20 protein-coding genes are annotated in these 24,838 nt (G+C 61.5%); 9 read left to right on the top strand and 11 right to left on the bottom strand.

Translation table 11 applies throughout. The annotated features are described in order from the left end of the window. Position 1: 1 nt before the first annotated feature. Positions 2-601, bottom strand: a complete 600-nt coding sequence (locus AD666_RS01330; RefSeq protein WP_053146778.1) for a CoA pyrophosphatase — start codon at positions 599-601, stop codon at positions 2-4. A gap of 145 nt (positions 602-746) precedes the next feature. On the opposite strand from AD666_RS01330, the gene AD666_RS01325 reads away from it, so the two are divergent. Then, entirely contained in the window at positions 747-1,298 is a 552-nt protein-coding gene (locus AD666_RS01325) for an NUDIX hydrolase (RefSeq protein ID WP_053146776.1), read from the top strand. A 39-nt stretch (positions 1,299-1,337) separates the two neighbouring features. Then, positions 1,338-1,844, top strand: a complete 507-nt coding sequence (locus AD666_RS01320; RefSeq protein ID WP_053146774.1) for a murein L,D-transpeptidase family protein — start codon at positions 1,338-1,340, stop codon at positions 1,842-1,844. Between the two features lie 194 nt (positions 1,845-2,038). Here AD666_RS01320 and AD666_RS01315 read toward each other — a convergent pair whose 3' ends face one another. Further along, on the bottom strand, positions 2,039-2,491 hold the full coding sequence (locus tag AD666_RS01315) for a hypothetical protein (protein WP_053146772.1): 453 nt from the start codon (positions 2,489-2,491) through the stop codon (positions 2,039-2,041). Further along, positions 2,475-3,113 carry a DUF6036 family nucleotidyltransferase gene (locus AD666_RS01310; protein WP_053146770.1) on the bottom strand — a complete coding sequence of 213 codons (639 nt, stop codon included), beginning with the start codon at positions 3,111-3,113 and terminating at the stop codon, positions 2,475-2,477. The genes AD666_RS01315 and AD666_RS01310 overlap by 17 nt, the downstream gene beginning before the upstream one ends. A 525-nt stretch (positions 3,114-3,638) precedes the next feature. On the opposite strand from AD666_RS01310, the gene AD666_RS01305 reads away from it, so the two are divergent. The 6 genes from AD666_RS01305 (at position 3,639) to AD666_RS01280 (ending at position 12,349) form a co-directional block, all read left to right on the top strand. Beyond that, positions 3,639-4,370 (top strand): GntR family transcriptional regulator, encoded by a 732-nt coding sequence (locus AD666_RS01305; protein WP_053146768.1) that lies wholly within the window; start codon positions 3,639-3,641, stop codon positions 4,368-4,370. A gap of 16 nt (positions 4,371-4,386) precedes the next feature. Next, complete coding sequence (gene nagA / locus AD666_RS01300) at positions 4,387-5,493, top strand: N-acetylglucosamine-6-phosphate deacetylase (RefSeq protein WP_053146767.1); 1,107 nt, start codon at positions 4,387-4,389, stop codon at positions 5,491-5,493. Next, positions 5,474-6,496 (top strand): SIS domain-containing protein, encoded by a 1,023-nt coding sequence (locus AD666_RS01295; protein WP_156315902.1) that lies wholly within the window; start codon positions 5,474-5,476, stop codon positions 6,494-6,496. The genes nagA and AD666_RS01295 overlap by 20 nt, the downstream gene beginning before the upstream one ends. Before the next feature lie 27 nt (positions 6,497-6,523). Beyond that, entirely contained in the window at positions 6,524-9,037 is a 2,514-nt protein-coding gene (gene ptsP / locus AD666_RS01290; RefSeq protein ID WP_053146763.1) for a phosphoenolpyruvate--protein phosphotransferase, read from the top strand. Positions 9,038-9,070: 33 nt separating this feature from the next. Beyond that, positions 9,071-10,786 (top strand): N-acetylglucosamine-specific PTS transporter subunit IIBC, encoded by a 1,716-nt coding sequence (nagE, locus tag AD666_RS01285; protein WP_053146761.1) that lies wholly within the window; start codon positions 9,071-9,073, stop codon positions 10,784-10,786. Between the two features lie 480 nt (positions 10,787-11,266). Further along, a complete protein-coding gene (locus tag AD666_RS01280) occupies positions 11,267-12,349 on the top strand; it encodes a hypothetical protein (RefSeq protein ID WP_053146759.1) in 1,083 nt (360 codons plus the stop codon). A gap of 250 nt (positions 12,350-12,599) precedes the next feature. Here the strand turns inward: AD666_RS01280 and AD666_RS01275 are convergent, their stop codons facing one another. Together AD666_RS01275 and purL are read right to left on the bottom strand one after the other, a co-directional pair. Continuing rightward, positions 12,600-12,911 (bottom strand): YqfO family protein, encoded by a 312-nt coding sequence (locus AD666_RS01275; RefSeq protein ID WP_053146757.1) that lies wholly within the window; start codon positions 12,909-12,911, stop codon positions 12,600-12,602. A gap of 4 nt (positions 12,912-12,915) precedes the next feature. Beyond that, positions 12,916-16,812 (bottom strand): phosphoribosylformylglycinamidine synthase, encoded by a 3,897-nt coding sequence (purL, locus tag AD666_RS01270; RefSeq protein ID WP_053146756.1) that lies wholly within the window; start codon positions 16,810-16,812, stop codon positions 12,916-12,918. Between the two features lie 278 nt (positions 16,813-17,090). Between purL and mltF the strand changes: the two genes are divergently transcribed. After that, positions 17,091-18,551 (top strand): membrane-bound lytic murein transglycosylase MltF, encoded by a 1,461-nt coding sequence (gene mltF, locus AD666_RS01265; RefSeq protein WP_082339626.1) that lies wholly within the window; start codon positions 17,091-17,093, stop codon positions 18,549-18,551. Between the two features lie 122 nt (positions 18,552-18,673). Here the strand turns inward: mltF and pdxJ are convergent, their stop codons facing one another. The 6 genes from pdxJ to lepA all read right to left on the bottom strand — a co-directional run bounded on the left by pdxJ (position 18,674) and on the right by lepA (position 24,735). After that, positions 18,674-19,459, bottom strand: coding sequence for a pyridoxine 5'-phosphate synthase (pdxJ, locus tag AD666_RS01260; protein ID WP_275300505.1), 786 nt, complete (start codon positions 19,457-19,459; stop codon positions 18,674-18,676). A 9-nt stretch (positions 19,460-19,468) separates the two neighbouring features. Next, entirely contained in the window at positions 19,469-20,158 is a 690-nt protein-coding gene (gene recO / locus AD666_RS01255) for a DNA repair protein RecO (RefSeq protein ID WP_053146752.1), read from the bottom strand. A gap of 165 nt (positions 20,159-20,323) precedes the next feature. Next, positions 20,324-21,226, bottom strand: coding sequence for a GTPase Era (gene era, locus AD666_RS01250; protein ID WP_053146750.1), 903 nt, complete (start codon positions 21,224-21,226; stop codon positions 20,324-20,326). After that, positions 21,219-21,908, bottom strand: a complete 690-nt coding sequence (rnc, locus tag AD666_RS01245; protein ID WP_053146749.1) for a ribonuclease III — start codon at positions 21,906-21,908, stop codon at positions 21,219-21,221. The genes era and rnc overlap by 8 nt, the downstream gene beginning before the upstream one ends. A 167-nt stretch (positions 21,909-22,075) precedes the next feature. Further along, positions 22,076-22,930, bottom strand: coding sequence for a signal peptidase I (gene lepB / locus AD666_RS01240; protein ID WP_053146747.1), 855 nt, complete (start codon positions 22,928-22,930; stop codon positions 22,076-22,078). Between the two features lie 5 nt (positions 22,931-22,935). Then, positions 22,936-24,735 (bottom strand): translation elongation factor 4, encoded by a 1,800-nt coding sequence (gene lepA / locus AD666_RS01235; RefSeq protein WP_053146744.1) that lies wholly within the window; start codon positions 24,733-24,735, stop codon positions 22,936-22,938. Positions 24,736-24,838 lie beyond the last annotated feature (103 nt).

Here is a 24,838-nt window from a genome sequence, read left to right as displayed (position 1 = left end):
TTCAGGTATTGATAAAGGTTCTGGGCGGTTTGTGCAGGTCAATGCCCGCGTCGAACAGCAGGTTCACCAGTTCGACGATCATGATCGCCGTCAGACCCCAGATCTTGTATTCGCCAAAACGATAACTGGGGACATACCAACTGCAGCCCTGGTAATCGATGCGATGGGTGTGCTCACGAGGATCCTTGCGGAAAAAATCCAGCGGCACACTGAACACCGCAGCGATTTCGGCATCGTTGGCCTGGTACTCGACGTAGTCCGGAATCACCCCGACATAAGGCGTGACCTTGATGCCATGGAGCGAAATCAACGGACTGAGGGGACCGATCACTTCCACCAGGCCGGGGGGCAGGCCGACTTCCTCTTCGGCTTCGCGCAGGGCCGTAAAGATCAGGTCCGGGTCCTCCGGATCACGTCGACCGCCGGGAAACGCCACCTCGCCGCCATGGGTCGAGAGCCCGCTGGCGCGCAGGGTCAGCAACAGTTCCGGCTCATCACTGCGGGTGATCGGGACCAGCACCGCAGCCTCAGGGAAACGTCGGTCCACCTCCAATTGACGCGGGGTATGGTTGCTTACTCGATGCAGTAGCTCGTCCAGCATGAGACTTCTCGATTTGTTCGCTACCTTGCATGATGCACCAATCATTCAAGCGGCCCAACCCCCGCACCGCATCGTGTCGCGAAACGACAACTTGCCGCACCGGCCCGTGCAAGCCAAGATAGGCGCAGCATTCAGGAATCCAAGCATGAAATTCTGCAGCCAGTGCGGTAACCCGGTGATCCAGCGCATACCCGAAGGCGACTCGCGCCTGCGCTTCGTTTGCGACACCTGCCATACCATTCACTACCAGAACCCCAACATCGTGGCCGGCTGCGTACCGACCTGGGGCAGCAAGGTCCTGCTGTGCCGGCGTGCCATCGAGCCGCGACGCGGGTACTGGACGCTGCCGGCGGGCTTCATGGAGAACGGCGAAACCGTCGAACAGGCCGCCGTGCGCGAAACCGCCGAGGAAGCCTGCGCCCGGGTACGCAATTTGAGCATCTATACGCTGATTGACGTACCGCATATCAGCCAGGTGCATGTATTCTTCCGCGCCGAACTGGTGGATGAAGATTTTGCTGCCGGGCCGGAAAGCCTTGAAGTGAAGCTGTTCGAAGAAGCAGATATTCCCTGGGACGAACTGGCCTTCCGCACAGTGGGCCGCACCCTGGAATACTTCTATGCTGACCGAAGAGCCGAGGATTACCCGGTGCGGTCCGAGTCGATCCCGCCACTGGCCCAACCTGCCAATACCTGACAATAATTTAGCCGCGACACTTCTAGGGATATCGTTTCAATGCGTTGGTTGCTTGTGTTGTTTTGCTTGACGTTCACCGCTGTGTCCCAGGCTTCTGCAGTGGGTACCTACGACGGCAAGGTCATCGAAAAAGTGTTGGTGCTCAAGTCAGCCCATCAATTGCAATTGATCCATGACGGCAAGCCGCTCAAGACCTACCGTATTTCCCTGGGCAAGGGCGCCAAGAAAGGCCCCAAGCTGATCGAAGGCGACAAGCGCACCCCCGAAGGTTTCTACTGGATCGACTGGCGCAAGACCAGCGAACGCTTCTACCTGTCCATGCACATTTCCTACCCCAACATCAGCGACGCCGCCCGCGCCCGGCGCGAAGGTGTGGAGCCTGGCGGCATGATCATGATCCATGGCACCCCGGATACCGAGGAGAACCCTGAACAACTGTTCCACACCCTGGACTGGACCGACGGCTGCATCGCCATGCGCAATGTCGACATGCGCGAGGTGTGGAACCTGGTGCCGGATGGGACGATGATCGAGATCCGGCCGTAAACCCGCAACGGGTCCTGTGCTCAACAGGGGTGCTTTTGTGTTCATCTTCCGATTTATCGCGAGCAGGCTCGCTCCCACAGTGGGTTTGTACTGTTCTCAGGACTTGTGATCGACACCGTCCCTTGTGGGAGCAAGCCTGCTCCTGGCGGCGATCCGACGATAAACCGGCCGGTTTGGATAATGAGAGAGTGGGTTCAAACAAGCGATGCGCGCTGCTCAGCCTCGTAATGACGGGTCTGAAAAGGCATGAGCGTTTGAACCTTCAGACCCAGACCTTCGCTCAACCCCCAAGAGAGGGCAAGTTCATCACGGCGCTTGCGAAGTGCTACAGCAGTCTGTGAAGGCATTTCGTGTTTGGGTGTTGAGCGCAAGAACAGCTCAAGGGCCTTGAAGACCTCCGACACACGGCTATCCGTTACGCAGGAAAAACGGGTAAATCGTTCGAGCAAATAACCGGCGCGACGAACCTCGACTTCATCGCTGTGTTGGCTCAGAAAAACCTGGGCTGCGTTTATCACATCCGCATTGGAGTACCAGACGGCTTTGGCTGCACACTCAAGCGCGGCGTCGTCGGCATGATTCAGCGGGCTTTTGACCAAGGTATCCAATGCAGTTGAGAGGACTTGATCACTAATGGGCTTCGCCATCAGTCGTCTCCAGGTAATCTTGCAGAACTTGGGTAAGGACAGAGGTTGGAGGCTCTTTGTTGCCAACATATACATCAATTGCCTGCAATGCCAGTCGACGCAGCTCAGTGGTCAATATGAAGCCCGCCCTCAAAAGCGCCATGATATCCCCGATATCCTGCTCTGTTGCCCTGCCTAATTTTGAAATAGCAATATCGACGGGGGCAGCTATGTGGACCTGCAGCGGGGATTCCACAGGAAACTCATCAAGGGGAAGGCTTCGGGCCCAGTAATCCTCGTGGATGGGGCCAAAGCTGGTGTTGTATTGAAGGTCATAGTTCAGCTCCATCAATCGACCAGACTTTTCGTCGAAAAATTGCTCAGGTACTTCCGCCAGCAACGTTCGAAGATGAAACCCCTCAGGTAGAACGGCCTCGTAAATTTCGGCATCAACGTCCGTGGAAACCCGATGATTGGTGTAGAGGTGTACTGCACACCCACCAAACACAATAACTTTCACTGCTCCAGACCGTGCATTTTCAAGCATCAATTCCGCCTCAACGGATTTGAACATGGAAATCAAGGCCTGTCCCAGCGCAGTGTTCGTATTAAGGCGAGGAGAGATCATGTCCGGCAGTTCCATCGTTGGAAACCCTCAGATGCAGATGTTGCTCCTTGAAGCACAGCGTTGTCACTTGGCTTGAGGAAGCGACAGCGTTGTTCGCGCCGGAGATGTGGGCCCCCATCCAGAGCTTGGATGGGAGCAGTCTCCGAAAACTAGAGCCCCCACTTCCGAGGGACAACCCTAAAACCTTGTAGGAAACTTCGGTGCGTCTGATAGGCCTGTACCAGCCATGGTCTGCACAACCCCACAGATTTTTTGCCTTAGGCAACCACTGGTCGGCATTGAAAAAATAAACTCAAAAGCCCATAGCACTCGACCGCTCCTGCCAGCGAATACCACTTCATCCTTTCGGCGCCGCCGAAGACGGCGATTTTCGCGGTTAAAAGCCCCACCCTCTAATACCACTTTAGACCGGCCATATTAAAATCTCCCTTTACGATGCAAGCACGCGCCAGAAGCGTCGTTGACATGGTATTCAAGTGGTATTAGCTTCCAACCCACTTACCGGGCGACAACAACTCATAACCGCATCGGACACACCCAATGAACGACATCCTGGCCCTGCGCCCCGACGACACCCAACCCACGCCGCTGTACCTGCAATTGGCGCGCAATCTGGAAGCGGCGATCCATGCCGGCCAGTGGAAGGCCGAGCAGGCGATGCCATCGGAGCGCAGTTTGAGCGAGCAACTGGGCATTTCCCGGGTCACCGCCCGCAAGGCCTTGGAAGTGTTGTTCGAACAGGGCCTGATCCGCCGCAACCAGGGTTCGGGCACCTTCATCACCCCGCGCCTGGAGCAGCCGCTGTCACGCTTGAGTGGCTTCAGCGAGATGCTGCGACTCAAAGGCTTCGTGCCCGGCTCCCAATGGCTGGAACGGGAAATCACGCCGCCGACCCACGAAGAACTGATCCGCCTGGGCCTGTCGCCCACCGACAAGGTCGCGCGGCTCAAGCGCCTGCGCAAGGCCGACGACACGGTCATGGCGATTGAGATGAGCACCCTGCCCGCTTCCATCATTTCCAAGCCGCAAGCGGTCGGTGATTCGCTCTACGAATTCCTCGACGGCATCGGCAAGCCCGTGGTGCGCGCCTTACAGCACATCCAGGCGATCAACGCCTCGGACGACTTCGCCGCCCTGGTAGGCATCGCCCCCGGTACCGCGATGTTGTTGATGACACGGGTCGGCTACCTGGAAGACAACACCCCCATCGAAGTCACCGACACCTATTGCCGCAACGATTACTACGACTTTGTCGCAGAACTGCGGCGCTAGCGAGCAGAGAGTTTCCATGTCCGAAGAGAATATCCTCACCCCCAACGGCTGGGTTCGCGGTCGCCTGCTCCATGAACACGGCAAAATCGTGTCCATCGAAGGCCTGCCCTGCGATCCAGCCGATAACGACCTGCCCTATCTGCTGCCCGGTTTCATCGACCTGCACGTCCACGGTGGTGGCGGCATGGACATCATGCAAGGTGCTCCGGCGTTCGAAACCATTGTCCGGACCCACGTGCGTTTCGGCACGACCTCGCTGCTGGCAACCACCATGACCGCGCCCAGCGAAGAGATCACCCGCGTGCTCCAGGCCCTTGGCGAATTCTGCGAGCAGCGCCCGAACGGCAGCGCCCGAATGCTGGGCGTGCACCTGGAAGGTCCCTTCATCAATCCCGGCAAACTGGGCGCCCAACCGAACTTCGCCCACACGGCGTTGATGGCCGAGGTGGAGGCGTATCTGGCGCTGGCGCCGATCCGGGTGATCACCATCGCACCGGAAATCGCCGGCCACGATGCCTTGATCCGCGCCCTCAGCGCCCGGGGCGTGCGCATGCAGATCGGTCATACCCTGGGCAGTTATGAAGAAGGCGTCGCCGCGCTGGCCGCCGGGGCCACCAGCTTTACCCACCTGTACAACGCCATGAGTCCGCTGCACCACCGCGAGCCGGGCATCGTCGGCGCGGCGCTGGCCCATGCGCAATATGCCGAGCTGATTCCCGACCTGCTGCATGTGCACCCCGGCGCCATGCGCGTGGCCCTGCGTTCGATTCCGTGTCTGTATTGCGTCACCGATTCGACGGCCGCCGCCGGCATGCCCGACGGCGAATACAAATTGGGCTGTCACACCGTGACCAAGTGTCTGGGTGGTGTGCGACTGGCCGACGGCACTCTCGCCGGCAGCACCCTGACCATGGACCAGGCCCTGCGCAACCTGGTGAAGATCGGTCTGCCCCTCGCCGAAGCCTCCCAGCGCCTGTCGCAGTTCCCCGCCGACTATCTCGGCCTGCCCGAGCGCGGCCGCTTGCAACCCGACGCATGGGCCGACTGCGTTCGCCTCGACCGTTCCCTGACCCTGACCGATGTGATGGTCGAAGGAGAAGCCATTGACCTTAAAAATGCTTGAAGAGGCCTTGGCCTCGTTCGAAGCCGTCGAGCGCCAGTTGCAGCAACTGGACCCGGCCTTGCAGGAGATCGCCGGGCGCTTGCGTCGCCAGCCGCCGCAGGTGGCAATGACCGTCGCCCGCGGCAGTTCCGACCATGCCGCCAGCTACTTCGCCTACCTGACCATGCAGCAATTGGGTTTGCCAGTGGCCTCGCTGCCGATGTCGGTGGTGACCATGCAACAGGCACCGCTCAAGGTCAGCGGGCAGGTGGCGTTCGGCTTCTCCCAATCGGGGCAGAGTCCGGATCTGGTCAATAGCCTGCGCCTGTTGCGCAAGCGCGGCGCCTTGAGCGTGGCCCTGGTCAACGCCAGCGATTCGCCCCTGGAAGCGGCCTGTGAATTCAGCGTGCCGTTGTGCGCGGGCGTCGAGAGCAGTGTCGCTGCCACCAAGAGTTTCATCGCCACCCTCAGCGCCAGTGCGCGATTGGTGGCTCAGTGGAAAGACGACGCCGAACTGCTGGAGGCCGGCGCGGCGCTGCCCGAAGGTTTGCGCGACGCCGCCCGACAGGACTGGTCTCCCGCCATCGACGTCCTGCGCGACTGCCAACGCCTGATGGTCATCGGCCGTGGCGCCGGCTTCGCCATCGCCCAGGAAGCGGCGCTCAAATTCAAGGAAACCTCGGCGATCCAGGCCGAGGCCTTCAGCAGCGCCGAAGTCCGCCACGGGCCGATGGCGCTGATCGACCAGGACTACTCGCTGCTGATATTCGCCCCGCGCGGCGCCGAGCAGGCTGGCGTGCTGAGCCTGGCCGCCGAGATGCGCCAGCGCGGCGCACGGGTCGTGTTGGCGGCGCCCGATGACATCGCCGAGCGCGACCTGACGCTGACCCGCGCTGAGCACCCGGCCCTCGATCCGATCCTGGCGATCCAGAGCTTCTACGGGATGGCCGCCCATCTTTCCGTCGCCCGAGGCCTGGATCCGGACCACCCCCGGCACTTGAGCAAAGTCACCCGTACGCACTGATCCATGACAGCCCGATGAGAGAGCGCCATGTCCAAGAACAATAAAGAGCTGATCCTCAGCGCCCCGCTCAGCGGCCCGGTGCTCACCCTCGCCAGTGTCCCGGATGCGGTGTTCGCCAGCGGCGCCATGGGCGACGGCATCGCCATCGACCCGCTGAACGACACACTCCATGCGCCTTGCGACGGCGAAGTGATTCACGTCGCCCGTACGGGCCACGCCGTGACCCTGCGCGCCGACAACGGCGCCGAACTGTTGCTGCACCTGGGGCTGGACACTGTCGAGCTACAGGGCGACGGGTTTTCCATGCTGGTCAAAGTAGGCGCCCGGGTCAGCAACGGCCAGCCGCTGCTGCGCTACGACCTGGACAAGGTGGCGCGGCGCTGCAAGAGCCTGGTGAGTCTGCTGGTCATCACCAATGGCGAGCATTTCCAGGCGCGCCCCATCACCCTCAAAGGGGTGAACGTCGGCGAGCCGCTGATGCACCTCATCGCCACGACGCCAGGTGGAACACAAGACAGTGAACAGGACGGCGGCATCGAAGTCCGCGGCCAGATCCGCATCGCTCATCGCGGCGGCCTGCACGCCCGGCCAGCGGCGCTGGTTCGCCAGACCGCCCGACGTTTCAAAAGCCGCTCGCATCTGCATTTCGACGGCCGATCGGCAGCCTGCGACAGCGTCATGGGGTTGATGGGCCTGGCCATCGCCGAGCAGGCGGAGGTTCACGTCAGTTGCCGTGGCAGCGATGCCGAAGCCGCACTGCAAGCCTTGCTGGCAACCTTATCCACAGCCCTGGCCGAGGAAACCCAGGCGGCTGCGCCCGTGGCAAGACCGCAACGTCATCCCGCCGAGGACGGTGTGCTGCAAGGTGTCTTGGCCGCGCCTGGCCTGGTGGCCGGACCGCTGGTCCGGCTGGGTGCCATTGAGTTGCCGGACGACGTGGGTGGCCATGACATCCAGGCACAGCACCAGCGGCTGGAGCTGGCCCTCGAACAGGTCAGCGACGAGATCCGGTGCACCCTCGACCACGCCAGAATCCGAGGCGATCACAACGAGGAGGCGATTTTCGATGCTCATCTGGCGTTGCTGGAAGACCCGATCTTGTTGGATGCCGCCCATCTCGCTATTGACCAGGGCCACGGCGCGCCCCACGCCTGGAGCCAATCCATTGAGGCGCAATGCCAAGTGTTGCAGCAACTGGGCAGCGCTCTGTTGGCGGAGCGCGCCAACGATCTGCGCGACTTGCGCCAGCGGGTGCTGCGGGCCTTGCTGGGTGAAGCCTGCTCATTCGACGTCGCGGCGGGAAGCATTGTCGCCGCACAGGAGCTGACCCCGTCGGACCTGCTGCAACTCAGTGCCCAGGGTGTGGCCGGCGTCTGCATGGCCGAAGGCGGCGCAACCTCCCATGTGGCGATCCTGGCGCGGGGCAAAGGCCTGCCTTGCCTGGTGGCACTCGGCCCGCAGCTGCTGACCCAGGCATCCGGGCAAACGGTCGTGCTCGACGCAGACGGCGGTCGTCTCGAACTGGCGCCCACCGCCGAACGCCTGGCACGGGTGCAGCAAGCCCAAAGCCAGCATGCGGCCCGCCGTGCCCGGCAGCAGATCCTCGCCCACACCCCGGCACGGACGCTCGACGACGTGCATATCGAGGTCGCCGCCAACGTTGCCTCCAGCACTGAGGCAGCCCAGGCCTTGGCAAACGGCGCCGATGGCGTGGGACTGCTGCGCACCGAGTTCCTGTTCGTCGACCGTCACACCGCCCCCGACGAAGCGGAACAATGCCAGGCCTACCAAGCCGTGCTCGACGCCATGGGCGACAAACCGGTAATCATCCGCACCATCGACGTGGGCGGCGACAAACAGCTGGATTATCTGCCGCTGCCGGCCGAAGCCAACCCGGTGCTGGGGTTGCGGGGCATTCGTCTCGCTCAGGCGCGACCGGAACTGCTCGATCAGCAACTGCGGGCCTTGCTGCAAACCCGCCCGCTGGAACGTTGCCGGATTCTGTTGCCGATGGTGACGGAGGTCGACGAACTGCTGCACATCCGCCAGCGCCTCGATGCCTTGGCGGCGGAACTGGGCGTGAAGGAACGCCCGCAACTGGGGGTGATGATCGAAGTACCGGCCGCCGCGTTACTGGCCGAACAACTGGCCGAGCATGCCGACTTCCTGTCCATCGGCACCAACGATCTGTCGCAGTACACCCTTGCCATGGACCGCGATCATGCTGGCCTCGCCGCCCGTGTCGACGCGCTGCACCCGGCGCTGCTGCGGCTGATCGCCCAGACCTGTACCGGCGCCGCAAAGCATGGGCGCGGGGTCGGCGTGTGCGGCGCCCTGGCTTCCGATCCGCTGGCGACGCCGGTACTGGTCGGGCTGGGGGTGCGGGAGTTATCGGTCAGCCCGTCGCAGATCGGCGAGATCAAGGCGCGCGTGCGCCACCTCGACACCGTCAAGTGCGCATGCCTCAGCGCCGAATTGCTGAACCTGGGCAGCGCGGCCGCGGTGCGCCGCGCCTGTCACCAACACTGGCCCCTGGGCTGAGTCCGGTCGAAGAACAATAAAAGGAGAAGCGCCATGTATCAGCATTTCATCGAAGGATTGCAACGCCTCGGCCGGGCACTGATGCTGCCTATCGCGATCCTGCCGATTGCCGGCCTGTTGCTGCGCTTGGGCGACACCGACCTGTTGAACATCGCCATCATCCATGATGCCGGGCAGGCGATTTTCACCAACCTGGCGATGATCTTCGCCATCGGCATCGCCGTGGGCTTCGCCCGGGACAACAATGGCACGGCGGGGTTGGCCGGAGCCATCGGCTACCTGGTCCTGATCGCCACGCTGAAGGTCCTCGACGCCACTATCAACATGGGCATGTTGGCCGGGATCATCAGCGGTCTGCTGGCCGGTGCGCTGTACAACCGCTTCAAGGACATCAAGCTGCCGGAATACCTGGCGTTCTTCGGCGGTCGACGCTTCGTGCCGATCGTCACCGGTTTCAGCGCCGTTGGTCTGGGGGTGGTGTTCGGCCTGATCTGGCCGCCTGTCCAGCAGGGCATCAACAGTTTCGGCGCCCTGCTGATGGAAAGCGGCAGCTTCGGCGCCTTCGTGTTCGGCGTGTTCAACCGGCTGTTGATCGTCACCGGCCTGCATCACATCCTCAACAACATGGCCTGGTTCATCTTTGGCAGTTTCACCGACCCGCAGACGGGTGCGGTAGTCACCGGCGACCTGACCCGTTACTTCGCCGGCGACCCCAATGGCGGCCAGTTCATGACCGGCATGTTCCCGGTGATGCTGTTCGGCCTGCCCGCCGCGTGTCTGGCGATGTACCGCAACACCCTGCCCCAGCGGCGAAAAGTCATGGGCGGGATCCTGTTATCCATGGCGCTGACCTCGTTCCTCACCGGAGTCACCGAACCGGTGGAATTCGCCTTCATGTTCCTGGCGCCGTTGCTGTTCCTGTTGCATGCCTTGCTCACCGGTTTGTCGATGGCAATCACCGATTGGCTGAACATCCGCCTGGGCTTTACCTTCTCCGGCGGCTTCATCGACATGGTCCTGGGCTGGGGCAAATCGAACAACGGTTGGCTGGTGGTGCCGGTGGGCCTGGCCTACGCGGTGATCTACTACACCGTGTTCGACTTCTGCATCCGCCGCTTCGACCTGAAGACTCCGGGACGTGAAGAGGTGCCGACAGGCGACAAACCGGTCATCGCCGAAAACCAGCGAGCTGCGGCCTACATCCAGGCGTTGGGTGGTGCTGACAACCTGATCACCATCGGTGCCTGCACTACGCGCTTGCGGCTGGACATGGTGGATCGCAACAAGGCGTCCGATGCCCAGCTCAAAGCCCTCGGCGCCATGGCCGTGGTGCGCCCCGGTAACGGCGGGAGCCTGCAGGTGGTGGTGGGGCCGATGGCCGACAGCATTGCCGATGAAATCCGCCTGGCAGTGCCTTGCGCCATTCGTCCGGTCACCGCATCGGTACCGAATGTCGCTGTGCAGACGACGCCAGCTGCCCTCTCCAGCACCGAAGCGCAACAATGGCTGGACGCCCTCGGAGGCCAGGACAACCTCCTGCAACTCGATTGCGTGGCGACGAGCCGGCTACGGGTGCGACTGGCCGACGACAAGGGCTTGTCGGAAATTCAGCTCCAAAGGTTAGGGTGTCAGGGTATAAGCCCGCTGGAAGGTGGCGTCTGGCACTTACTGCTGGGGGAAAAGGCGCCGAGGTTATGGCAGGCCTTGGATGGTCTGGCGCATGGTCGCAAGGTCGATACAGGGGCCTAGCTCCTTGGCGAGGGAGCTGCGCTGTACCTGTGGGGGCGAGCCTGCTCGCGAAAGCGTTGGGCCAGCTACATCTATCAACCGACAGTCCGCTTTCGCCGGATCGCCGCCCGGAGTAAGTCCGAATCGGTACCCGGCCTGAGGCTTATCTACAGCGCCCCTCGACAAAATCTTCGATTAAAGACCATCGAGCAAGAGCTCGCCACTGTCAGAAATCACAGGTTATGCAGAACTACGAGTCGTTACAGCCAATAAACATAACCTGATCATCCGCGACTGCACTCAATAGAGCGGCTTGTTACAAATCAAATATTACGGCCCACCACAGTCATCTACGCTCACTCTTATGCAGTGAGCCGAGGCGCACCCCAGCGGGGGGCCTCGCACTGCGCAACGGGTAGTTAAACTGTCAATTCGAAGAATAGGTCGTAATGAAGTATGTGATTCGATTGGCGTCCTCGTTCCAGCTGAGGTGTCCAAATCATGAATAGAAGCAACGGTTTTGTACGGGTGGCAACTGTCGTCGTGGTATTGGCAGGCGTGCGGCAAGCAGGCCCGGATGCGTGGGCAGCAACTCAGGACCAAGCGCAGAAAGATGACCCCTGGTACCAGGCCTGGCTTCAGGTCACTGCGGATTCAAGCGTGGATATCCGCAAGACCGTACCCTCGTTGCGTTGGCGTACCGACATGGACACGCTCTACCGGGGCGATACGACGGGCCAAGGCCTGAATGCCTTCCGGGACGGGCTGTTGCCCAAGGCTGTGGGCGTTCCCGAGAACGAATGGGTATACGATTGGTACAACCACGCCGGTGGGTCGGCGGGGACGGTATTCAGTAGCACAACACGCAACCGACTCATCGGTGAACACTACGCCAGTGAGTGGCTTTACGAGCTCACCGCCCCCCATGGCATCGATCAGGTGCAATCGGGTGGGCCTTTCCCCCGAGAGGAGGAAATCAGCTTCCCGGGCGGAGTAAAGGGGCAGTTCATCAAAAGGGCCTGCAGGGCGCTCGATTTTACCAATTGCGTGACAAACCCAGACTACCGTGAACCCACCGGCCATGAAACGATGCAAGAGATCGCTGCGATTTCCATCGATTGGAACCGAGTGGTGCCTCCAGAGGGCCTGGCGTGGGTAACAAACAAGCAATCCGTCTGGGCAGTCGGCTCTACGAGAATCAACCCCGTGCAGGGAGCGGATGCGCTGAGCCAGGGACTGAAAGCCTGGAATTCTCTGCCACCGAACCTGAGATTGGCGACGGTGCCGGAGTCTCCCCTGGCTCAATCGGTCGTTGTCGCATTTCGCGACTATAGCGAAGCCAAACTCTGGGCCACCCAGCAAGCCACTAACGGCGGCTGGGTCTATGAAGTCAGGCCCAACAGCATGGCAGTGGATTTATCGGTACGTAACGTAGGTACGCGTGAAGGCGCGTACGCGTTCATCGGCGGTATCAAGGGCGGGCTGTTGATGAATGCCCGTCGGTTCGAGAAAGGTGTGAGCGAACCGGTCGAATGCATTGGCATCGAAAAAGAAGCCTGCCGCCTCGAAAACCGACATCAATAGACAAGCCAGGGAGAGCCTCCGTGGGAGCGGGCTTGCTCCCGAAGAGGCCAGTACGTCCAACATCAATGCAAGCTGACCCGACGCCTTTGCGGGTAAGCCCGCTCCCACAGTTGATTGGCGTCAAGCACATATTTCGGGCCCACTGCAGGTCCCATGTGGGAATCGGCTTGCGCTGGCGGGCAATATGTTAGCTCTTAAACAAAAAACCCGCTGATTGAATCAGCGGGTTCCTCATTCGACGAGCGAAGGATCAGAAATCCTCCAGTCGCCACACTTCATACGCCGGCGTCTCGTAGGGATGGCTCTGTTTCAGCGCGTCCACCACGCCACGAATCAGCTCATCGGCAACGACGAGCTCCACTTTCCACTCCTCGACCTGCTCGACCTGCCCCGCCTCGCCGATGAACGGCTGGCTGCCGTCCAGCGGGCGAAACTGGCCCAGGCCCAGCACTTGCCAGGCACAGTGGTCATAGTCGCCGATTCGTCCGCCACCGGCGGCGAATACGGCGCTTTTGACCTCGTCCACGTGGCTGGTCGGGACGAAGAAGCAGAGCTTGTACACGCCTTTAGTTCACCCAGACACGTGCGTTGCGGAACATGCGCATCCAAGGAGCATCTTCGTTCCAGTCGTCCGAACGCCACGAGTTCTGCACCGCGCGGAACACGCGCTCCGGGTGCGGCATCATGATCGTGACGCGGCCGTCGCGGCTGGTCAGACCAGTGATCCCGCGTGGCGAACCGTTCGGGTTGGCCGGGTAGGTTTCGGTGACCTTGCCATGGTTGTCGACGAAACGCAGCGCCACGCAACCGGACAGGTCGGCCTCGAGCAGCGCTTCCTCGCTTTCGAATTCCGCGTGGCCTTCGCCGTGGGCGATGGCGATCGGCATGCGCGAACCGGCCATGCCCTGCAGGAAGATCGAATTCGATTCCTGCACCTGGACCATCGCCACGCGCGCTTCGAACTGCTCGGAGCGGTTACGCACGAAGTGCGGCCAGTACTCGCTGCCCGGAATCAGCTCGTGCAGGTTGGACATCATCTGGCACCCGTTGCACACGCCGAGGGTGAAGCTGTCGGTGCGCTCGAAGAAGCCCTGGAACGCGTCGCGGGCGCGGCTGTTGAACAGCGCCGACTTGGCCCAGCCTTCACCGGCACCCAGCACGTCGCCGTAGGAGAAGCCGCCGCAGGCGACCATGCCCTTGAAGTCGTTCAGGTCGACACGACCGGCCAGGATGTCGCTCATGTGCACGTCGATCGCGTTGAAGCCGGCACGGTCGAACGCCGCAGCCATTTCCACCTGACCGTTGACGCCCTGCTCACGCAGGACCGCCACTTGTGGGCGAACGCCTTTCTTGATGTAAGGCGCGGCCACGTCCAGGTTGACGTCGTAGCTGAGCTTGGCGCTCAGGCCCGGGTTGTCTTCTTCCAGCAGGGCGTCGAATTCCTGGTCGGCGCACTCGGCGTTGTCCCGCAGGCGCTGGATCTGGTAGCTGGTTTCAGCCCACTGGCGCTGCAACAGTCGGCGCTGGCCTTCAAAGACAGTGTCGCCGTTGAAGGTGATATTGATGTGGGCGTTGTTGATCGGCTGGCCGATCACCGAGACGCAATCGGCCAGGCCGGCAGCGCTGAACTGGGCGAGGATGTCCGGGGTGGCGTCCTGGCGAACCTGGATCACCGCACCCAGCTCTTCGTTGAACAGGATGGCCGGGATTTCAGCGGCGGACTCGGCCACGCTGTCGAGGGTCAGGCTCAGGCCGCAGTGACCGGCGAAAGCCATTTCCACCACGGTAGTCAGCAAACCACCGTCGGAACGGTCGTGGTAGGCCAGCAGGTGGCCGTCGGCGTTGAGGCCCTGGATCACGGCGAAGAAGGCCTTCAGGTCTTCCGCGTCATCGACATCCGGCGCCTGCTTGCCGAGCTTGCCATGCACCTGGGCCAGGATCGAGGCGCCCATGCGGTTCTGGCCACGGCCCAGGTCGATCAGGATCAGATCCGTGGTGCCCTTGTCCATGCGCAGTTGCGGGGTCAGGGTCTGGCGTATGTCGGTGACTGGAGCGAAACCGGTGACAATCAGCGACAGCGGCGAGGTCACGCTCTTGTCCTGACCCTCGTCTTTCCAGCGCGTGGCCATGGACATGGAGTCCTTGCCCACCGGAATGGTGATGCCCAGTTCCGGGCACAGTTCCATGCCGACGGCCTTGACGGTGTCGTACAGGCGGGCATCTTCACCGGGGTGACCGGCGGCGGACATCCAGTTGGCCGACAGCTTGATGTCGGAAATCTTGCCGATGCGCGAGGCCGCGAGGTTGGTCAGGGTCTCGCCGATCGCCATGCGGCCCGACGCCGGGGCGTCCAGCAGCGCCAGCGGCGTGCGCTCGCCCATGGCCATGGCTTCACCGGTGTAGACGTCGAAACTGGTGGCGGTCACGGCGACGTCGGCCACCGGCACTTGCCATGGACCGACCATCTGGTCACGGGCCACGAGGCCTGTGATGGTGCGGTCGCCGATGGTGATCAGGAAGCTTTTGCTCGCCACGGCCGGATGGTGCAGCACGCGCTCGATGGCGTCGGCGATATCGAGGGTGGACGGATCGAAATCGTCGCCCAGCTCGGTTTCGCGTACGGCCGAACGGTGCATGCGCGGGGCCTTGCCCAACAGCACTTCCAGCGGCATGTCCACCGGGCTGTTACCGAAGTGGCTGTCGGTGACGGTCAGTTGCGGCTCGGCAGTGGCTTCGCCGACCACGGCGAACGGGCAACGCTCGCGCTCGCAGATGGCCTGGAAGCGCTCGAAGTCGGCCGGGCCGACCGCCAGGACGTAACGCTCCTGGGATTCGTTGCTCCAGATTTCGTGCGGAGCCATGCCCGGTTCGTCGTTCGGAATGTTGCGCAGTTCGAAGCGGCCACCACGGCCACCGTCGTTGACCAGTTCCGGGAAGGCGTTGGACAGGCCACCCGCGCCGACGTCGTGGATGAAGCTGATGGGGTTCTGGTCGCCCAACTGCCAGCAACGGTCGATGACTTCCTGGCAGCGGCGTTCCATTTCCGGGTTTTCCCGCTGGACCGAGGCAAAGTCCAGGTCCGCCGAGCTGGTGCCGGTGGCCATGGAGGACGCAGCACCGCCACCAAGGCCGATCAGCATAGCCGGGCCGCCGAGGACGATCAGCTTGGAGCCAACCACGATCTCGCCCTTCTGCACGTGTTCGGCGCGGATGTTACCCATGCCGCCAGCGAGCATGATCGGCTTGTGGTAGCCACGAACTTCCTCACCGCGCGGGGTGTCGATGGACTGTTCGAAGGTCCGGAAATAGCCGGTCAGGGCCGGACGGCCGAATTCATTGTTGAACGCCGCGCCACCCAGGGGGCCTTCGATCATGATGTCCAGGGCGTTGACGATGCGCTCAGGCTTGCCGTACGGCTTTTCCCATGGCTGTTCGAAGCCCGGGATCTGCAGGTTCGACACCGTGAAGCCGGTCAGGCCGGCCTTGGGCTTGGCACCGCGACCGGTGGCGCCTTCGTCGCGAATCTCACCACCGGAACCGGTGGACGCACCCGGGAACGGGGCAATCGCGGTCGGGTGGTTGTGAGTCTCGACCTTCATCAGGATGTGCACCGGCTCCTGGACTGCACCGTACTGGCGGGTCTCGGGGTTCGGGAAGAACCGGCCGGCGACGTTGCCGACGATGACCGCGGCGTTGTCCTTATAGGCCGACAGCACGCCTTCGTTGTGCATCTGATAGGTGTTCTTGATCATGCCGAACAGGCTTTTTTCCTGGCTCTGGCCGTCAATGTCCCAACTGGCGTTGAAGATCTTGTGGCGGCAGTGTTCGGAGTTGGCCTGGGCGAACATCATCAGTTCGATGTCGTGGGGGTTGCGCTTGAGGCCCTGGAAGGCATTGACCAGGTAATCGATCTCGTCTTCGGCCAGGGCCAGGCCCAGCTCGACGTTGGCCTTTTCCAGCGCGGCGCGGCCGCCGCCCAGCACGTCGATGGCGGTCAGCGGCTTGGGTTCGGCGTGGCTGAACAGACCGGCGGCCTGTTCCAGGTTGCCCAGCACCACTTGGGTCATGCGGTCATGCAGGCCGTCGGCGATCAGTTGGGCCTCGGCCTCGCTGAACTCACCGGCGACATAAAAGGCAATGCCGCGCTCCAGGCGCTGGATTTTCGACAGGCCGCAGTTGCGGGCGATGTCGCTGGCCTTGCTCGACCATGGCGAAATGGTGCCGAAACGCGGCAGGACCAGGAACAGACGACCGGTCGGTTCCTGGACGGGAACACTGGGACCGTACTTCAGAAGGCGCGCGAGCACCTGCTGTTCGTCGCCGGTCAAACCGCCGGTGACTTCGGCGAAGTGAGCGAACTCAGCATACAAGCCACTGACAGCCGGGACCTTCTGGCTCAGTTGCTCAAGGAGTTTGCTGTGGCGAAAGGCAGAAAGGGCAGGAGCGCCGCGCAGGATCAACATCTTCGGGACAGCCTCGGGAAGGGGGTGTGCTTTGAGGCCGTGCATTCTAGCCTAAACCGCCGCCAACGGCACCCGAAACGGCATGCCCGATGCTCGCCGGATGTCGGTCTTTGTGCCGATGGCGCCATTGCCGGCATCGCGCAGATATATTTTTTATCGGTCCGATCCCCTTCGCCCCCGCGGCCGGCGTGTGTTGCAGACATGTTTTGCAACCGCTACCAGACTGGCCTGTCACTGTCGAGATATGGCGCCAAGGGCCGTTTGCGTATACTGCGCAGATGTTTTCCCCAACGGCTTTGCGTCCGCGGTACGCCAGATGGCTGATCGCAACCGGACTCTTCCTGGTGCTCAGTGGTTGTGTTGAGAAACCCAACACACTGGAGCGCGTAAAGGAGGATGGCGTGCTGCGGGTGATCACCCGAAACAGCCCTGCCACCTACTTCCAGGATCGCAATGGTGAAACCGGCTTCGAATACGAGCTGGTGAAGCGCTTCGCCGACGATTTGGGGGTGGAGCTGAAGATCGAGACCGCCGACAACCTCGATGACCTGTTCAGCCAGATCGGCAAGCCCACCGGCCCGGTCCTGGCCGCCGCCGGCCTGGTCAGCAGCGAGGCGCGCAAGAAACAGGTGCGGTTTTCTCACTCTTACCTGGAAGTGACGCCGCAGGTCATCTACCGTAACGGCCAGTCGCGCCCCACCGACGCCGCTGGCCTGGCGGGCAAGAAGATCATGGTGCTCAAGGGCAGCACCCACGCCGAACAGCTGGCGCAACTGAAACAGCAATACCCGGGCATCGAGTACGAAGAGTCCGACGCGGTCGAGGTGGTCGACCTGCTGCGCATGGTCGATGAAGGCCAGATCGACCTGACCCTGGTGGACTCCAACGAAGTGGCGATGAACCAGGTGTACTTTCCCAACGTACGCGTAGCCTTCGATCTGGGCGACGCTCGCAGCCAGAGTTGGGCGGTGGCCCTCGGCGAAGACAATAGCCTGCTCAACGAAATCAACAGTTATCTGGATAAGGTGCAGAAGAATGGCACCCTGCAGCGGTTGAAGGATCGCTATTACGGCCACGTCGATGTCCTCGGCTACATGGGTGCCACTACCTTCGCCCAGCATTTGCAGCAACGGCTGCCCAAGTACGAGCAACATTTCAAGACCTATGCCAAGCAGGAAAAGGTCGATTGGCGCCTGTTGGCCGCTATCGGCTACCAGGAATCGCTCTGGCAACCGGCGGTCACTTCCAAGACCGGGGTGCGTGGCCTGATGATGCTGACCCAGAACACTGCCCAGGCCATGGGCGTGTCCAACCGCCTGGATCCGAAGCAGAGCATCATGGGCGGCGCCAAGTACCTGGCCTACATGAAGGACCAACTGGACGAAAGCATTCAGGAGCCGGACCGCACCTGGTTCGCCCTCGCCGCCTATAACGTCGGCAGCGGACACCTGGACGATGCCCGCAAACTGGCGGCCAAGGAAGGGCTGAATCCCAACAAGTGGCTGGACGTGAAGAAGATCCTGCCGCGCCTGTCCCAGAAACAGTGGTACAGCAAGACCCGCTACGGCTACGCCCGGGGCGGCGAGCCGGTACACTTCGTGGCGAACATCCGTCGCTACTACGACATCCTGACCTGGGTGACGCAACCACAACTGGAAGGCGACCAGGTGGCCGAGGGCAACCTGCACGTACCGGGCGTCGACAAGAGCAAACCGAACCAGGAAACGCCGCCGCTTTAACGCCTCCCCCTACCAAATGTGAAAGCGAGCTTGCTCCCGATAGCAGAGTGTCAGTCAATATCTTTACTGGCTGATCTATCGCTTTCGCGGGCAAGCCCGCTCCCACAGGGATGAGGCAAGGCTCAGGTTCTGGCAGCCGCCAGGATCAGCGCCTTCATCTCCGCCACCGCCGACTTGAACCCAACGAACAACGCATGGGCCACCAGCGCATGGCCGATGTTGAGTTCGTTGATGCCTTTGATGGCCGCCACGGCTTCGACGTTGTGGTAATGCAGACCATGGCCGGCGTTGACGATCAGACCCTGGGCCAGGCCGAAAGTGACGCCATCGGCCACGCGCTGCAGCTCATCGGCTACATCAGTGGGCGTCTCGGCATCGGCGTAGCGACCGGTGTGCAGTTCGATGGCCGGGGCACCGACACGCTTGGAGGCTTCGATCTGGCGCTCGTCGGCGTCGATGAACAGCGACACCTCGGCACCGGTCTTCGACAGCCGCTCCACCGCGGCCCTGATCCGTGCTTCCTGCCCCGCCACATCCAGGCCACCTTCGGTGGTCAGCTCCTGACGCGTCTCCGGTACCAGGCAGATATGCGCCGGACGGATGCGTTCGGCAAACGCCATCATTTCCTCGGTCACGCCCATTTCGAAATTCATGCGGGTCTGCAGCACATCCTTGAGCAGCAACACGTCGCGCTCCTGGATGTGGCGGCGGTCCTCGCGCAAATGCACGGTGATGCCGTCGGCGCCCGCCTCTTCGGCGTCCAGTGCGGCCTTGACCGGATCCGGGTAGCGGGTACCACGGGCCTGGCGCAGGGTGGCGACATGGTCAATATTCACGCCGAGAAGAATGCGATTGCTGGTGCTCACGAAAAAGCGCTCCTGAATGGGCAGATAGTCGGCCCACAGCATACGGGTTGATCAGGGCTTGCGAAACAGCTCGCGACTGACCAGGGGCTTGCCCCCCAGGTGAACCGCCAGGGCCTGGCGCATCAGGCGCTTGGCCGCTGGCAATGCGCCCGGCGCGCTCCAGTCGGCTTCGGCCATGGCCAACAGCTCCGTGCCGTTGAACAGACCGGGTTGCAACAAATGGACCTGCTCCAGGCCGGCGTCCACCTGCAAGCGATACAGGCCGTCCGCAACGATGGGCTCACCATGCAGATCGGTGTCCAGGGCAAAGCCATAGCCCAGGTCATCCAACAAGCGCCATTCGAACGAGCGCAGCAAGGGTTCCAGCGGACGGCCTTCGGCCAGGGCAAGCAGCGTCGCGGTGTAGTGGTCGAAGACCGTGGGATGGGGATCTTCGGGGGGCAGAAGGCGGATCAACAGTTCATTGAGGTACAGGCCACTGAACAGCGCTTCGCCGTTGAGCCAGGCCGCGACGCCATTGCTCTCCATGCGCCCGACGTTCTTCAGTTCGCCCCGGCCACGGAATTCCACTTCCAGCGGCACGAACGGTCGGGCCAGCGTTCCCGCCTTGCCCCGTGCCCCGCGCAACACCGCTCGCAACCGGCCCTGGGGGGTGAGGAAATCCACCAGGGCACTGGTCTCGCGGTAGGCGCGTGAGTGCAGGACGTAGGCGGATTGGGCGGTGGGTTGGGTGGGGGACATGGAAATGAAGTCTCGCTGACGGAGCACAATTTTATAAACGACCCAAACCAATGTGGAGCGGGCTTGCTCGCGAAAGCGGTGTGTCAGTTATCGATGAATCGACTGACAAGCCGCCTTCGCGAGCAAGCCCGCTCCCACAAGGTCCGTGTTGTACCGCTGGATGAATTACAGGTCGCCGTAACCCAACGAACGCAACGCCCGCTCGTCATCGGACCAGCCGCCCTTCACCTTGACCCACAGGTTGAGCATGACCTTGGCATCGAACAGCAGCTCCATGTCCTTGCGCGCTTCGGTGCCGATGCGCTTGATGCGCTCGCCTTTGTCGCCAATGATGATTTTCTTCTGGCCGTCACGTTCGACGAGGATCAGCGCATGGATGTGCAGGGTCTTGCCTTGTTGCTTGAACTCTTCGATTTCCACGGTGATCTGGTACGGCAGCTCGGCGCCCATCTGGCGCATGATTTTCTCGCGCACCAGCTCGGCAGCGAGGAAACGGCTGCTGCGGTCGGTAATCTGGTCTTCAGGAAAGAAGTGATCGTTTTCCGGCAGTTGGTCGGCGATGACCCGCTCCAGCGCATCGAGGTTATGACCATGCTGGGCCGAAATCGGAATGATCTGGGCATTCGGCAGTTGCTCCTGCAACCAGGTCAGGTGCGGCATCAACTCAGCCTTGTCCTCGATGCGGTCGGTCTTGTTCAGCGCCACGATCAGGGGACCGGTCACGTACTGGACGCGTTCGAGGACCATCTGGTCTTCTTCGGTCCATTTGGTGCGGTCGACCACGAAGATCACTACATCGACGTCTTTCAGCGCCGCCGAAGCGGTCTTGTTCATGTAGCGGTTCAGGGCCTTTTCGCCACCCTTGTGCATGCCGGGGGTGTCGACATAGATCGCCTGCACGTCGCCTTCGGTCTTGATACCCAGCATGTTGTGGCGGGTGGTCTGGGGCTTGCGCGAGGTGATCGCCAGTTTCTGGCCCAGGATGTGGTTCAGCAATGTGGATTTGCCCACGTTTGGCCGACCGACAATGGCGACATAGCCGCAACGGGTAACAGTTGTATCAGTCATTGCCATTCTCCACGCCCAGGGCGATCAGTGCTGCGGCGGCCGCTACCTGCTCGGCAATACGGCGGCTCACGCCCTGGCCCCGACTTTTTTCATTCAACAGGACAACCTCGCACTCGACGAAGAAGGTTCGGCAATGCGGTTCACCCTGGATATCCACGACTTCGTAACGGGGCAATTCGCAACTGCGCGATTGCAGGAATTCCTGCAAACGGGTCTTCGGATCCTTGTTGGTGTCCACCAGCGTCAGGCTGTCGATCTCGGAGGTCAACCAGGCCAACACACGCTCGCGGGCCGTTTCAATACCCGAATCCAGGTAGATGGCACCGATCAGGGCTTCAAGGGCGTCAGCCAGGATCGACTCGCGACGGAAACCGCCGCTCTTCAACTCACCGGAGCCCAGGCGCAGGTAATCACCCAGGTCGAAACCACGGGCCAGCACGGCCAGGGTCTCACCTTTTACCAAACGTGCGCGCAAACGCGACAACTGGCCTTCGCGAGCCAGCGGGAAACGTTCGAACAGCGCTTCGCCGGCGACAAAGTTGAGAATGGCATCGCCGAGGAATTCCAGGCGCTCGTTGTTGCGCCCGGCAAAACTGCGATGAGTGAGCGCCAGGAGCATCAGTTCCTGGTCCTTGAAGGTGTAGCCGAGCTGACGCTCGAGGCGGCTTAGAGAAACGCTCACGGTTTACCCACGCTGAGTTCGTGGCTGGATTCCACCGCCATGGCGGCAAGGCACCACTGGCTTGGGACAATTAACGCTGTGTTCAAAAATAACGTCCTGACGATCGTTGGCGCCTTATGCAGGCTCCAGAAATGCATTCGGCGCTGTGTTCAACAGCGCCGTTGTGTTTACTTGATCAGCCCGACCCGCGAGAAATTCGGCAGGTGGCTGAGTTTGGGTTCCGGCCAGCTCATCCAGACCGCAAAGGCCTTGCCGACGATATTCCGATCGGGGACCATGCCCAGCATGTCCTTGGGAATGTTAGGGTCATCCCAGTAGCGACTGTCGTTCGAGTTGTCGCGGTTGTCGCCCATCATGAAATAGTGCCCGGCCGGCACGGTCCACGAATGGTCCGGGGTGGCACGGTAGCGGCTCATTTCCTTGCGGATCAGGTGTTCGGCCTCGCCAAGCTTTTCCTGATATAGCTCGGCGCTGCCCAGGGTGCCCGGCTCGGAGCCAAGCAGTTGCTCGGCCACCAGCTCGCCGTTAACGAACAGACGCTTGTCGGCGGTGTAGCGGACCTTGTCACCCGGCAGACCAACCACGCGCTTGATGTAGTTGACGTTCGGGTCACTCGGGAAGCGGAACACCATCACGTCGCCGCGTTTCGGGTCACCGACCTCGATGATCTTCTTGTCGATCACCGGCAGGCGGATGCCGTACGAGAACTTGTTCACCAGGATGAAATCCCCCACGTCCAGGGTCGGTTTCATCGAGCCCGATGGGATCTGGAAGGGTTCCACCAGGAACGAGCGCAGCACCAGCACGATGAACAGCACCGGGAAAAACGACTTGCCGTATTCGACCAGCAGCGGCTCTTTGTTGAGCTTTTCGAGCACCACGCCATCAGGCTGGCTGACGCTGCCCTGATAGGAGGCGATGGCAGCCCGGCGCCGAGGCGCCAGGAACAACAGATCGAGCAACGCCAACAAGCCGCAGACGAACACGGCAATAACCAGTAACAGCGGGAAATTTAGCGACATAGGACCTAACTATCCAACCTGAGCACCGCAAGGAAGGCTTCTTGTGGAATTTCCACGTTACCGACCTGCTTCATGCGTTTTTTACCGGCCTTCTGCTTTTCCAACAGCTTGCGCTTACGGCTGACGTCGCCACCGTAGCATTTGGCCAATACGTTCTTTCTGAGCGCCTTGACGGTTGTACGCGCCACAATCTGCCCACCAATGGCGGCCTGGATTGCCACGTCGAACATCTGCCGCGGAATCAGATCCTTCATCTTCTCGGTCAATGCACGACCTTTGTAGTGCGCGTTGTCACGGTGCACGATCAATGCCAGGGCATCGACCTTGTCGCCGTTGATCAGCACATCCAGCTTCACCAGATTAGCCGATTGGTAACGATCGAAATGATAGTCCAGCGAAGCGTAACCGCGACTGGTGGATTTCAGGCGATCGAAGAAATCGAGTACCACTTCGTTCATCGGCAGGTCATAAGTCACCTGGACCTGCGTACCGAGGAACAGCATGTCGTGCTGAACGCCACGCTTCTCGATGCACAGTGTAATGACGTTGCCCAGGTGCTCTTGAGGCACAAGGATGTTGGCCCGCACGATCGGTTCGCGCATGTCTTCGATCGACGACAGGTCCGGTAGCTTGGACGGGTTATCGACGTAAATGGTTTCGCCGGTCTTGAGCAACAACTCGAAGATTACGGTCGGAGCCGTAGTGATCAGGTCCAGGTCGTACTCGCGCTCCAGGCGCTCCTGGATAATTTCCATGTGCAGCATGCCCAGGAACCCGCAACGGAAGCCGAAGCCCAGGGCGTCGGAGCTTTCCGGGGTGTACTGCAGCGAAGAGTCGTTGAGAGTCAGTTTCTGCAGGGCTTCGCGGAAGTCCTCGAAGTCGTCGGAACTGACCGGGAACAGGCCGGCATAGACCTGGGGCTGGATCCGCTTGAAACCGGGCAGCACGTCGACATCGGGCGTGGAACTCAAGGTCAGGGTATCGCCCACCGGCGCCCCGTGAATGTCCTTGATGCCGGCGATGATGAAGCCCACTTCACCGGCCTTGAGGTCGGCGGTGGCGGTGTGTTTCGGGTTGAAGACACCGACGCTGTCCACCAGGTGGACCTTGCCGGTGGACTTGACCAGGATCTTGTCGCCCTTCTTCACGCGGCCATGGCGCACGCGAACCAGGGAAACAACGCCCAGGTAGTTGTCGAACCAGGAATCGATGATCAACGCTTGCAGCGGATCTTCGATGTTGCCGGTCGGCGCGGGAATGGTGCTCACCAGGCGCTCGAGCACTTCGTCCACGCCCAGACCGGTCTTGGCGCTGCAAGTGACTGCGTCGGTAGCGTCGATCCCGATGATTTTCTCGATCTCTTCCTTGACGCGCTCAGGCTCGGCCTGGGGCAGGTCGATCTTGTTCAGGACCGGCATGACTTCCAGGCCCTGTTCGATGGCGGTGTAGCAGTTGGCAACCGATTGGGCCTCGACGCCCTGGCCGGCATCGACCACCAGCAGCGCACCTTCACAGGCCGCCAGCGACCGGCTGACTTCATAGGTGAAGTCGACGTGGCCAGGGGTATCAATGAAGTTCAGTTGATAGGTGTTGCCATCTTTGGCCTTGTAATAGAGGGTGACGCTGTGGGCCTTGATGGTAATCCCGCGCTCACGCTCGAGGTCCATGGAGTCCAGGACCTGGGCTTCCATTTCGCGCTCGGTCAGGCCGCCGCACATCTGGATGAAACGATCAGCCAGCGTCGACTTGCCATGGTCAATGTGGGCGATGATGGAGAAATTGCGGATATGACTCAAATCACTCACGGATCAACACTCAAAAAGGCTGCAGGCAGGGCCCGCCGAAAAATAGCCGGGAATTGTACCTGATACAGCCGCCGTTGTGGCGAGGGGATTTATTCCCTCGCCA

It is taken from the genome of Pseudomonas sp. Pf153 (genome assembly GCF_001269775.1).
GTDB classification, from domain to species: domain Bacteria; phylum Pseudomonadota; class Gammaproteobacteria; order Pseudomonadales; family Pseudomonadaceae; genus Aquipseudomonas; species Aquipseudomonas uvaldensis.
The sequence above is the reverse complement of the archived record's forward strand: the minus strand, read 5'-3'. Positions and strand labels throughout refer to the sequence as shown.